This window comes from Acinetobacter sp. YH12131 (assembly GCF_013418635.1).
In the GTDB taxonomy this organism is placed as follows: Bacteria; Pseudomonadota; Gammaproteobacteria; order Pseudomonadales; family Moraxellaceae; genus Acinetobacter; species Acinetobacter towneri.
In genome coordinates this window covers 45,521-57,651 of record NZ_VPBQ01000015.1, presented here as the reverse complement: position 1 = coordinate 57,651, position 12,131 = coordinate 45,521, and the positions used below count along the sequence as shown (strand labels likewise).

The 12,131-nt window shown below is 41.6% G+C and carries 11 protein-coding genes; 1 reads left to right on the top strand and 10 read right to left on the bottom strand.

Going from position 1 to position 12,131, the window contains the following annotated elements; translation table 11 throughout:
- Positions 1–142 precede the first annotated feature (142 nt).
- From FTU66_RS10845 to FTU66_RS10815, 7 genes are all read right to left on the bottom strand, one after another.
- Complete coding sequence (locus FTU66_RS10845) at positions 143–1,051, bottom strand: AEC family transporter (RefSeq protein WP_180112792.1); 909 nt, start codon at positions 1,049–1,051, stop codon at positions 143–145.
- Between the two features lie 194 nt (positions 1,052–1,245).
- Positions 1,246–2,382, bottom strand: a complete 1,137-nt coding sequence (gene rodA / locus FTU66_RS10840) for a rod shape-determining protein RodA (RefSeq protein ID WP_180112791.1) — start codon at positions 2,380–2,382, stop codon at positions 1,246–1,248.
- A 127-nt stretch (positions 2,383–2,509) separates the two neighbouring features.
- Positions 2,510–3,241 (bottom strand): 2-C-methyl-D-erythritol 4-phosphate cytidylyltransferase, encoded by a 732-nt coding sequence (gene ispD / locus FTU66_RS10835; protein ID WP_180112790.1) that lies wholly within the window; start codon positions 3,239–3,241, stop codon positions 2,510–2,512.
- Positions 3,198–3,602: a septum formation initiator family protein gene (locus tag FTU66_RS10830; protein WP_004973349.1), complete on the bottom strand. Its 405-nt coding sequence runs from the start codon at positions 3,600–3,602 to the stop codon at positions 3,198–3,200. The genes ispD and FTU66_RS10830 overlap by 44 nt, the downstream gene beginning before the upstream one ends.
- 13 nt (positions 3,603–3,615) lie before the next feature.
- The gene (eno, locus tag FTU66_RS10825; protein ID WP_004973347.1) at positions 3,616–4,905 is read right to left on the bottom strand and encodes a phosphopyruvate hydratase; all 1,290 of its coding nucleotides are present in this window, start codon (positions 4,903–4,905) and stop codon (positions 3,616–3,618) included.
- 73 nt (positions 4,906–4,978) lie between these two features.
- Positions 4,979–5,836, bottom strand: a complete 858-nt coding sequence (gene kdsA / locus FTU66_RS10820) for a 3-deoxy-8-phosphooctulonate synthase (protein WP_180112789.1) — start codon at positions 5,834–5,836, stop codon at positions 4,979–4,981.
- Between the two features lie 31 nt (positions 5,837–5,867).
- On the bottom strand, positions 5,868–7,508 hold the full coding sequence (locus FTU66_RS10815) for a CTP synthase (RefSeq protein WP_168417396.1): 1,641 nt from the start codon (positions 7,506–7,508) through the stop codon (positions 5,868–5,870).
- Between the two features lie 226 nt (positions 7,509–7,734).
- On the opposite strand from FTU66_RS10815, the gene FTU66_RS10810 reads away from it, so the two are divergent.
- Positions 7,735–8,154 carry an internalin gene (locus FTU66_RS10810; RefSeq protein ID WP_096900861.1) on the top strand — a complete coding sequence of 140 codons (420 nt, stop codon included), beginning with the start codon at positions 7,735–7,737 and terminating at the stop codon, positions 8,152–8,154.
- 197 nt (positions 8,155–8,351) lie between these two features.
- On the opposite strand, the gene FTU66_RS10805 is transcribed toward FTU66_RS10810, so the two are convergent.
- The 3 genes from FTU66_RS10805 to FTU66_RS10795 all read right to left on the bottom strand — a co-directional run bounded on the left by FTU66_RS10805 (position 8,352) and on the right by FTU66_RS10795 (position 12,127).
- Positions 8,352–9,458 (bottom strand): YheT family hydrolase, encoded by a 1,107-nt coding sequence (locus tag FTU66_RS10805; RefSeq protein WP_180112788.1) that lies wholly within the window; start codon positions 9,456–9,458, stop codon positions 8,352–8,354.
- 90 nt (positions 9,459–9,548) lie between these two features.
- The gene (locus FTU66_RS10800) at positions 9,549–9,962 is read right to left on the bottom strand and encodes a nuclear transport factor 2 family protein (RefSeq protein ID WP_004973337.1); all 414 of its coding nucleotides are present in this window, start codon (positions 9,960–9,962) and stop codon (positions 9,549–9,551) included.
- 140 nt (positions 9,963–10,102) lie between these two features.
- Positions 10,103–12,127: an NADPH-dependent 2,4-dienoyl-CoA reductase gene (locus FTU66_RS10795; RefSeq protein WP_004973335.1), complete on the bottom strand. Its 2,025-nt coding sequence runs from the start codon at positions 12,125–12,127 to the stop codon at positions 10,103–10,105.
- Positions 12,128–12,131: the final 4 nt, after the last annotated feature.

Below are 12,131 nucleotides of genomic sequence, written 5' to 3'. Positions count from 1 at the left end.
GCAGGGTCTTGTGGTGGTGCGCCTTTGGAAATAATCAAACAATATATTCAGAATCAACAAGGTTGAAATTTGTGAAATTCACCTCCACCCTGACTGACGGGTGGAGTCCTCTTTCACTTGGAGATAGATTGTATTAGACAGATTAAATGAGCAACCACAACACAATTGGCAAAGTTAATGCGGCGAATACGGTTTGCAAGCTAATAATTGAAGCCATTAAACGACTATCTCCCCCTAAAACTTGTGTAAGTACATAAGCTGCCGATGCAGTAGGTAAAGCAAAAAACAAAACTAAAATTTGCGACTCCAACACTGGAACATTTAAGCTCTGACAAATTAGCCAAGCCAAAGCAGGCATAAATAACAAACGCCCGAACACATTCAATGCCAATGCGAATACATCTCGTTGCAAGCCATTAAATTGTAATGCTGCGCCCACACACATTAATCCCAAAGGCAAACTGCATAACGCTATTTGACGAATAAAATGCGCTGCACCTTCCCACAAGCTCAAATCTGATAAATTAAATAGACCGCCAACAATACACCCTAAAATTAATGGATTTTTCATTAATGACCATAGGATTTGCTTTGCCTGTAAAGTCTTAGTATCGCTTAAAGCCAGCACAGATAAAACATTCACCAATGGAATGCAGAACACCAAAATAATCGCAAACAGCGCCATGCCCTGCACCTGAAACAATGCTGCGACCAAAGCCAAACCGATATACGTATTAAAACGTACCATGCTTTGCATATACACCCCAAAACGGACTGCGGGTGTTTTAAAGTAGCCGCGAAAAGCATATAACAGACAACCAACCAAAGCCACAACAATCCCTACGACCGACAAAATCTGTGCAATTGATTTCGCTTCAATATTTGCTGTGGCGAGGTTTAAAAACAACATGCTGGGGAACAAAATATAGTAATTTAACTTTTCTGCACCCTTCCAAAATGGCTCATCCAGCATACGTGATTGCTTAAGCAGATAACCCATTGCAATTAAGGCAATCAAAGGAAAAAGTGCAATAAAAATTAAATGGGTCATAGGGTGCTCTGTATGTGTTACTGCTACGCTGTTCTTTTTGAATTATTGCTTAATAAACAAAGTAAATTTATTGGATATTATAGAGATTTTTTTTGTGCTTATCCTGTTTTGCTTAGGCTATTTTAGAGCCACAAAATGTGAAAAGGATCATGATAGCAACTTGCATCCACATCACCTTTCACATGGATTCTGAATTAACGATGGGTATGAATAGACATCACAATCCCCATGCTCGCCAACATGGAAATGACTGCCGTTCCACCATAACTCATAAGTGGCAATGGATCACCCGTTACAGGTAAAATACCACTCACCATCCCTGAGTTTAGAAATACAAAGAAAAAGAAAGTAAGACCAACCGTGCCTGCATACAAACGCCCGAAATTATGGAAACAATTCATCCCAATCATCAAACAACGTAAAATAATCGCGGCAAACAAACTGAACAGTAAAAACACGCCAATAAAACCAAACTCTTCGGCATAGGTCGACATAATAAAGTCAGTATGATGTTCAGGCAGATAACCCAAATGTGATTGCGTTCCTTCTAAATAACCTTTACCTGTAAAACCGCCTGACCCAATGGCAATTTTGGATTGAATAATATTCCAGCCTGCCCCCAAGGCGTCCGACTCTGGGTCAAATAAGGTGAGTACCCTTTTCTTTTGGTATTCCTGCAAAAAGAACATCCAAAGCAACGGTGCTGCAACAGCCAATGCGGTGATTGCCCCCAATATTAATCGCCATGACATGCCACTTAAAAATAGCGCAAAGACACCGGGAATAATCAAACCAATGTTTAAATCGGGTTGCAATGCCACCAAGACAAAAGGAATCATCATAATCACTAAAGCGACAATGATATGGATCAATTTAGGCGGGAAAGCACGACGCGAAAAATACCACGCCATCATCAATGGCATGGCAAATTTCATAAATTCACTGGGTTGCATACTGCCAATACCCGGCAAGCTGATCCAGCGTTTTGCCCCCATACGGGTTTCACCAATGACCAAAACCAAAGCCAGCATGATGACTGCAAAGATATAAAAATATGGACTGGCAGCTTGATATACCTTAGGCGGAATTTGCGCCAAAATAATCATGGCGATAAAACCAATGCCAAAACTGGTTGCTTGACGCAGCACCATCCCCATATCTTGCGCGGTGGCACTATATACCACCATTAAACCCAGAATCGCATTTAAAATCAGAAAACACAGCAACCATGGATCTAAATGTAATTTAGTCCAGTGTGAGGAATCATTTTTAATGCTTCTACCATCACGTAATGAGTGACGTAAAAAACGATACTGCTGCGATGGATTCATGCGACTCAAAGGTATTTAAAATAGACAGGATGGACAATTATAGAAGCAAAGCGGCACAGAGTGAATCATTAAAGCTTAATCGTTGAAGATTCAAGTTTAACGCGGTGTTAATTACACTAGATTTTTATCATCCATGTTGTTGTGAGGTTAAAATTAAACGTGCCAGCTCTAAATCATCGGGATAGGTGATTTTAATATTATCCGAACGACCGTGCACAACATTTACAATTTGCCCTGCTGCTTCTAAAGCACTGGCCTCATCGGTAATCGTCAATTGCTGTTTTAATGCAGATTCAATGGCTGTTTTAAGCACATCAAGTTTAGCAATTTGCGGAGTTTGCGCTTGCCAAAGTTGGTCACGGCTTACCGTGGTTTCAATTTTTGTGCCTTGGCTTACCTTTTTTAAAGTATCACGCACTGGAATAGCCAAAATTGCACTTTGATCTGTTGCCAGTGCAGTCTGATACAACTGTTCAAGGCAAGCAGCTGTCACACAAGGACGCGCTGCATCATGCACCAAAACCCAGTCATCTGCATGGGCGATTTCAGATAAATAATGCAGTGCATTTAAGACTGAATCCACTCGCTCTGCACCACCTACGCAAAAATGTGCTTTTTCTTTTTGTGCCAAGTTTAGGTTTTGCGCTACATCATCTGCTTGACCAATCGCCAAAACATAACCCGCTAAAGGCAAGTGATTTAAACGTGCGATGCTGTGCGCTAAGACTGTTTGATCTTGAATATACTGATATTGTTTAAGTTCAGTTCTAGAAAAACGACTACCAGAACCCGCTGCGGGAATAACCGCCCAAAGTTTAGGGTGTCGGGGCGGTTGCTGCTGCAAGTTGTTGTGATTCATTGGTGCGTAAATCTACTGTGGAATTCGGTTGAATATAAATTGGTTTATATTGTGTGCTGATGGTGCTCATTTGCACAAAGGTTTCATGTGGCTTAATTAAGCCTAAATCTAAACGGGCATGCTCTTCAATGGCTTCTACCCCATTTTTTAAATCATAAACTTCTGCTGCAAGTACACGATTGCGCTCCTTCAGCTCTGTATTTAATTCTATTTGTTGTTGGATTTTTTCTGTCAGTGCAGCATGGTCACGATAACCACCTTCACCAAACCAGTGTAAATATTGAAACCCTGCGATCAAAAAGATCGCAAGGCCCAACAATGCTTTACTCGCTTTGGAGTCAAATACATTTAATAATGACATCTACTGATTTCGCTTAGTTCAAACCTTTGAACTCAGCTTTACCGCGATATGCAGCATTCGTCAATTCTTCAATACGAAGTAATTGGTTATATTTTGCTACACGGTCAGAACGGCACAGTGAACCAGTCTTGATTTGACCTGCTGCTGTACCTACTGCAAGATCCGCAATTGTAGAATCTTCAGTTTCACCTGAACGGTGTGAAATAACAGTTGTGTAACCATTGGCTTTCGCAAGGTAAATTGCATCAAGCGTTTCAGTCAAAGTACCAATTTGGTTGTACTTGATCAGGATTGAGTTACCTACTTTTTCATCAATACCGCGTTGCAAGATTTTCGGGTTAGTAACGAACAAGTCATCACCGACCAATTGAATCTTGTCACCTAAGATCGAAGTAAGGTAAGACCAACCTTCCCAATCAGACTCATCTAAACCATCTTCAATTGAGATAATTGGATATTGATTTACAAGACCTGCTAAATAGTCAGAGAATTGGTTGCTTGTGAATGCTTTGTTGCCTTCACCTGCAAGAATGTACTGACCATTTTTGTAGAATTCTGAAGATGCACAGTCAAGCGCCAACATGATGTCAGAACCCGCTTTGTAGCCAGTCTTCTCAATAGCTTCAAGAATAACTGTGATTGCTTCTTCGTTAGAACGTAAGTTTGGCGCAAAACCACCTTCGTCACCCACTGCTGTGTTCAAACCTTTTTGGTTCAATACAGATTTTAATGAGTGGAAAATTTCTGCACCAGCACGTAATGCTTCAGAAAATGAAGTGAAGCCCACTGGCTCAATCATAAATTCTTGAATATCAACGTTGTTGTCTGCATGTGAACCACCATTTAAGATGTTCATCATTGGTACAGGCATAGTTAAAATGCTGTTGTTACGAAGGTCTGCGATGTATTGGAAAAGAGGAATTTTCTTTTCGTCAGCAGCAGCGCGCGCAGCAGCCAAAGACACGGCTAAAGTTGCGTTAGCACCTAATTTTTCTTTGTTTTCAGTACCATCAAGCGCAATCATGGTGTTGTCGATGTCTTTTTGTTCAAACACAGACTTACCAAGTAAAGCATCACGAATTAAAGTATTGACGTTATTTACCGCAGTTTTAACGCCTTTACCCAAGTAACGTGCTTTATCGCCATCACGAAGTTCTAGAGCTTCACGAGAACCAGTTGAAGCACCTGATGGTGCACATGCACGGCCAACTACGCCAGATGCTAAGATTACGTCTGCTTCGATGGTTGGGTTACCACGAGAGTCCAAAATTTCACGTGCACGAATGTCAACGATTTGGCTCATGAACAATTCCTCAGTTGATTAATAACGTGATGCTTTAGGCATCAATGAGTCTATAATTTAATATGGATCTAATTTAGTGTGTATCTAGCTTTTGGAAACCTTTTACCAAGGTATCCAATTCTTTAAGCTGTGCCAAGAACGGCTCAAGTTGTGATAGACGCAATGCACATGGGCCATCACACTTTGCCTGCTCTGGTTCAGGATGTGCTTCTAGGAATAAACCTGCCAAGCCAGTTGCCATACCTGCACGTGCCAAGGTGGTAATTTGTGCACGACGACCACCTGCCGAATCTGCACGACCACCCGGAGTTTGCAAAGCATGGGTTACATCAAAGAACACAGGTACATTCATTTCTTTCATGATGTCAAAGCCCAGCATATCGACAACCAAGTTGTTGTAACCAAATGCTGAACCACGCTCACAAAGAATCAATTTGTCATTCCCTGCTTCTAAACACTTATGCAAAATATGACGCATTTCGTGCGGCGCAAGGAATTGTGCTTTTTTGATGTTGATAATGGCTTGAGTTTTTGCCATCGCTTCAACCAAATCGGTTTGGCGACTTAAAAACGCAGGAAGTTGAATAATGTCAGCTACTTCTGCCACAGGTGCAGCCTGATATGGCTCATGCACATCGGTGATAATTGGCACATTAAAATGCTTTTTAATGTCAGCCAGCCACTCAATGCCTTTTTCCAAGCCTGGGCCACGAAACGAGTTCAGGCTTGAACGGTTGGCTTTATCAAAACTGGCTTTGAACACATACGGGATATCTAAGCGTTTGCAAATATCCACATAGGTTTCAGCAATTTCAAAAGCAAGGTCTTTGGACTCAAGGACATTCATGCCGCCAAACAATACAAATGGCAAATGATTCGCCATTTGTATATCACCTAAACGTACAATTTCCTGTGGTTTTAATAGTGACATTTAAACTTCCTAGTCTATTCCTAAAGCCATCTTATTTGTTCTTTTGATGCTGTTGCTTCGCTGCACCAATAAAGCCTGCAAACAATGGGTGTCCATCACGTGGCGAACTGGTAAATTCTGGGTGGAATTGTACCGCAATAAACCATGGGTGTTGCGGAATTTCCACAGTTTCAACCAAGTGCTGAATTGGTGAATAACCCGAAATTTTTAGCCCTGCTTCTTCAAGCACTGGAATATAACGGTTATTCATCTCATAACGGTGACGGTGACGCTCAACAATTTCATTAGAACCGTACACTTGTGCAGTTTTTGTGCCTTCTACCAATTCAGATTTTTGTGCACCTAAACGCATTGTGCCACCTAAATCAGAATCGACAGAACGCTGTTGCACTTCACCGCGCTCATCTAACCATTCAGTGATCAAACCAATGAGTGGTGACTTGGTTGAACGGTTAAATTCTGTTGAGCTTGCATCAGCAATACCGGCCACGTTACGTGCATATTCAATCACAGCCAACTGCATACCTAAACAGATACCCAAGAAAGGTACACCGTTTTCACGCGCATACTGGATTGCCTGCATTTTACCTTCAGTACCACGCTCACCAAAGCCGCCTGGTACTAAAATCGCATCTGCATCTTTCAGTACAGTGCGTACATCTTGGCTTTCTAGTTCTTCAGCATTAACGTAGTCAATTTCAACTTTGACACGGTTTTGGATACCCGCATGCAGCAATGCTTCGTTTACAGATTTGTAAGCATCTGGCAGTTCAACATATTTACCCACCATCGCCACACGAACGCTGTACTCTGGGTTCAATAATGCTTCAACTACGTTGTCCCAATCAGATAAATCTGCTTCTGGAAGGTCATTGAAGCCAAAACGCTCACAAATTAAATCATCAACGTCTTGTTCATAGAATGTACGCGGAATTTGGTAGATGGTTTTGGCATCTTTACATACCACAACCGCACGTGCTTCTACGTTGGTAAATAACGCAATTTTACGGGTAGTGTCAGCATCAACATCATGTTCAGTACGGCAGATGAGAATATCTGGCTGAATACCGATAGATAACAATTCTTTAACTGAGTGTTGAGTTGGCTTGGTTTTTAACTCTGCCGCAGATTTGATATATGGCAATAAAGTTAAGTGCATGAGCATAGTACGCTTATGCCCTAATTCCACCATCAATTGACGTACAGATTCCATGAATGGGAGAGATTCAATGTCGCCTACTGTACCGCCAATTTCTACGATTGCGACATCGTAGCCTTCGCCAGCGCGAAGTACACGTTCTTTAATATTATCGGTAATGTGTGGAATCACCTGAACAGTACCGCCCAAGTAATCACCACGGCGCTCTTTGTTTAGAACGTCTTGATACACGCGACCAGATGTAAAGTTATTTAACTTGGTCATTTTCGCACGACGCAAGAAACGTTCGTAATAACCCAAATCTAAGTCAGTTTCGGCACCATCCTCTGTGACAAAAACTTCACCATGTTGGAAAGGACTCATTGTCCCTGGATCGACATTAATGTATGGATCCATTTTGACCATGGTTACTTTTAAACCACGGGCTTCTAAAAGTGCAGCAACTGAAGCAGCTGAAATACCTTTACCTAGTGATGAAACTACACCACCAGTCACGAAAATAAAATGGGTCATTGGGTTTCTCGTACAATCGAGCCTAAATCGGCCTGCAATGTTGCGCAATTTTACTTTACTCTGCACCAATAAAGCAAAGTCATTCCGCATCAATTCATAGAACAATAAACAATTGGTTATTCTATCAGCATTTCCTATAAAAAATTAGAACTTCTTGAGAGGATTTTCATCTGTCATTTTATTGCTATAATACGTCCGTCTATCCGATCTTTTATTTTGTGCAATTATGAATAAGAAACTTTTAATTTGTGGTGCAATTGCAACGGCGTTGTTATTAACTGCATGTGTAAAAAAAGAACAGCCAAAGCAAGATGAGCAAGAACAAGTAGAGGTTCAAACTGAACAAACTACTGAAACTGCTCAATTTGAACCACTAGAACCTGTTGAAAACATTCAAGATGCTGAACCAGAAGCGCCTGCACAGGTAGAAGTGGAGCGCACTGAAACAGTGAACACCACAACTGAAATCCGTCGTGAAACACCTGCACAACCTGCTGCTGCACCTGCGCCTGCGCCGAAAGCGGCAGCTCCTGTAGCAGAAGATAAACCAACTCAAGCACGTCCAAGCAATAACACAGGTGCTCAATCTGAAGATGATGCTGTTGCCGCTGCGATTGCTGCTGCAACCCCAGCACTTGAGAACTAAGTGCTCACTTAAAACTAAGCTTTAAGTTAAAGTCAGTTTTAAGGTGTAAGTTCTTATCTTAGATTTGAATTGACGTTAAAAAACCCAGTCATTGTGTACTGGGTTTTTTATTCATTTGGATGAGTCTTCGCTGAGATAACTCGTGAATACATTTGCAATACAGCTACCTATTTCTATATAGGTTTGTGCGCTTCACTTTAACTTGCCTGCAGCAACTGCGATTGCACTTTAAAATAATTAGAAATTAAACGCGATGCCCAAGATTTAGTAAAACCGACACCTTCATAAAAACCACAATGACTGCCTTTACGGGTCGTCACTACCATAATATTTGGCATTTTCCGTATGGTTTCTTTATAAGGATCAAAGTTTTTGATGTGGCACACTGGGTCATCTTCTGCATTTAAAACCATAAGCGGAATTTTGACATTCTCAAACACATAAATTGGGTTAATGGCTTGTGTGTAGCTGTCATAATCTTCAAAACCCGCCAATTCAAAATACGCCTTTTCAAACTCTGCCAATGTAGTCGCACTTAACACTTGCGATAAAGATTTTACGTTTTGCCAAATGTCCTGATGGGGCTGAATAAAAAACTGGAATAATTTTTTGGTCATCACTTTACTGTAAAAAGGATGCACATGCTGAAAGCCTAGTTCAGTGTTATATCCTGGGCACAGTGCAAACGCGGCTTTAATTGGGGTTTGCTCGCCTTCTTCGCCCAAATAGCGCACCAATAATCCTGTCCCTGCGGAAGAACCAACAGCATATAATTCAGATTGTGGAAATTGTTGCTGAATAAACACTATTTGTTCACGCAAATCATGCGTCGAACCAAACAGATTCATTTGTGGTACAGGCATAGGTAAATTGCCATGCCCACGACGTAAACATAAGGCAATACGCCACTGTGTCTGCTGATGTAAATCGCGCACCAACTCACGCATACTTTCCAAAGAACCTGTAATGGTATGCATTAAAACAATTGTGGGAGTATCTGCAGGTAAGTCATAACCCACCCAAGCAACTGCGGTGATACCGCCATCTTGCATAGTGAGTTGATCAACCCGATCATACCGCTGACGAATGGTTTTCTTTTTAATTAAATCAAAATATAAAAGATGCGCATGTGTATTGGACAGCCACGGTGTTGGACGGTATTTTTCTTTGAGCTGTGGTAAATAATCCAATACCCGACGGATTTCTCCATGTGGATGATAATACAACGTCGGTAAATCTGCGCCTGTGACCTGATCTAAAACCGCTTGTGTAATTTTCGCTATTTTTTGTAATGTAGACATCATTTTACTCCCAAGCAATACATGCACTTTCAAGCATGCCAACCCGAAACCGATTTCTATAAAACAACTTCATTGCCATACACACGCGGTATTTTATTTTTCGGTTGGCATAAAGGCAGCCATACGTTGTCCCATTTGCACAGCCAATGCCTCTAAACCACTTTTCGGGCGAATCATCACTTCAAAGTCCACAATTTGTCCTTGTGTATTGAATTGAATCATATCAATTCCTTTAAGTTTTTTATCTCCCACATTGGCGGAAAATTCAAGTACAACATTGCAACCATCTTCAGTATAAAACTCACGGTGATAAGTAAAGTTTTCAAAGACCTGAATTACATTGGTCAAAATAAAAAATACCACTTGTTTACCCGCATAAGGTTGGTACGCTACAGGTGAACGAAACACCACATCATCTGCCAGCAATTCACTCAAAATAGACATATCATGGTTTTGCAGCATTGTATGCCAACGCTGTACCGCTAATTTTGTTGTTTCCAAAGTCATGTTAAGTTCCTTTTTTTTGTTTTGATATTTCATTTCTATGCAGAGTCCCTGAGTGAGACTGAAGCACTGCTGCACTGGGCAGAAGCGATTATTAACTCTCTCCCCAGCCCCCTCCCAAAGGAGAGGGAGAAGGAATTACATTAAATTTTCGCTGCCAATTCAGCACCCTGACGAATTGCACGTTTGGCATCTAACTCGCCTGCTTCTTTCGCCCCACCAATTAAATGCACATTTTTGCCTGCTGCCTGTAATTGCTCATACATGGCGGTGTAAGACTCTTGCCCTGCACAAATCACCACATGATCAACTTCGAGCACTGTACTTTGACCATTGACGGTGATGTGCAAGCCTTGATCATCAATCAGGTCATAACTTGCCCCTGCAATCATTTTAACGTCACGGTTTTTTAAACCTGTACGATGAATCCAGCCTGTTGTTTTACCCAAGCCAGCACCCACGGATGATGCTTTACGTTGCAATAAATAAATTTCACGTGGCGATTCTTCAACTTTTGCTGCTTTTAAACCACCGACATGCGCATAATTGGTATCAATTCCCCATTCATCGTAGAATTTTTCAGGATTTAGACTACCACTTTCACCTTCATGGCTTAAATATTCTGCAGTATCAAAACCAATACCACCAGCGCCAATAATCGCAACACGTTGACCTACAGGCTTACGCTCTTTTAATACCTCAATATAGCTCAGCACTTTAGGGTGATTAATACCTGCGATATCCAATTGACGCGGGGTTACACCTGTTGCCACAACCACATCATCGAAGTCAGCATTGAGCAATTGTTCAAAACTAGCCGTATGATTCAATACCAATTTAATATTCGGTTGCAGCTCAATTTGGCGTTTGAAATAGCGCAAAGTTTCGTAAAACTCTTCTTTACCAGGAATGGTTTTAGCAATATTAAACTGCCCACCAATTTGATTCGATGCTTCAAAAATCGTCACCTGATGCCCACGTTCTGCAGCATAGGTTGCAAAGCTCAAACCTGCAGGCCCTGCACCAATCACCGCAATTTTTTTAGTCTGTGTTGCTTCTTTAAAAATGAGTTCTGTTTCATGGCAAGCACGTGGATTGACCAAACATGAAGCAATCTTCATTGAGAAAATATGGTCTAAACAAGCTTGGTTACAACCAATACATGTGTTGATTTCATCACTGCGACCTTGCTCTGCTTTTTGCACAAAGAAAGCATCTGCCAACATTGGACGTGCCATCGATACCATATCGGCATGTCCTGCAGCCAAAACATGCTCAGCCATTTCAGGGGTGTTAATACGGTTTGAAGTGATCAGTGGCACTTTAACCAAACCTTTTAATTTCTCTGTCACCCATGTAAAAGCTGCGCGAGGGACTTTGGTAGCAATGGTTGGGATACGTGCTTCATGCCAGCCAATCCCTGTATTGATAATGGTTGCACCTGCTTTTTCAATCGCTTGTGCCAATTGCACCACTTCTTCAAAACTCGAACCGCCTTCGACTAAATCCAACATCGACAAGCGGTAAATAATAATAAAGTTTTCACCCACTTCTGCACGGGTACGTTTAACAATTTCAATTGGGAAACGAATACGGTTTTCATAACTGCCGCCCCATTCATCATCACGATGGTTGGTACGCGCAACAATAAACTCATTAATTAAATAGCCTTCCGAACCCATGATTTCGACACCATCATAGCCTGCGTATTGTGCCAATTTGGCACAATTCACAAAGTCGGCAATGGTTTGCTGTACTTCTGCCGATGTTAGTGCATGTGGTTTACTTGGGTTAATCGGTGCCTGAATTGCTGACGGTGCGACAATATCGGGCTGATAGGAATAACGTCCCGTATGTAAAATCTGTAAAGCAATTTTGCCGCCTGCATCATGCACAGCCTGAGTCACCACTTTATGTTTTTCTGCTTCTTGACGAGTATCAAGTTTATTGCCGCCCGCAAAGGTTAAGCCTGCATCATTCGGTGAAATACCACCTGTTACAATCAGCCCAACGCCACCTTTGGCACGCTCTGCATAAAAAGCCGCCATACGTTCGTATCCACCCGGTGCTTCTTCTAGTCCAACGTGCATTGAACCCATTAAGACCCGATTTTTTAAAGTGGTAAAGCCTAAATCTAAAGGCGCAAGTAAATGTGGATAGTCAGACATAGAA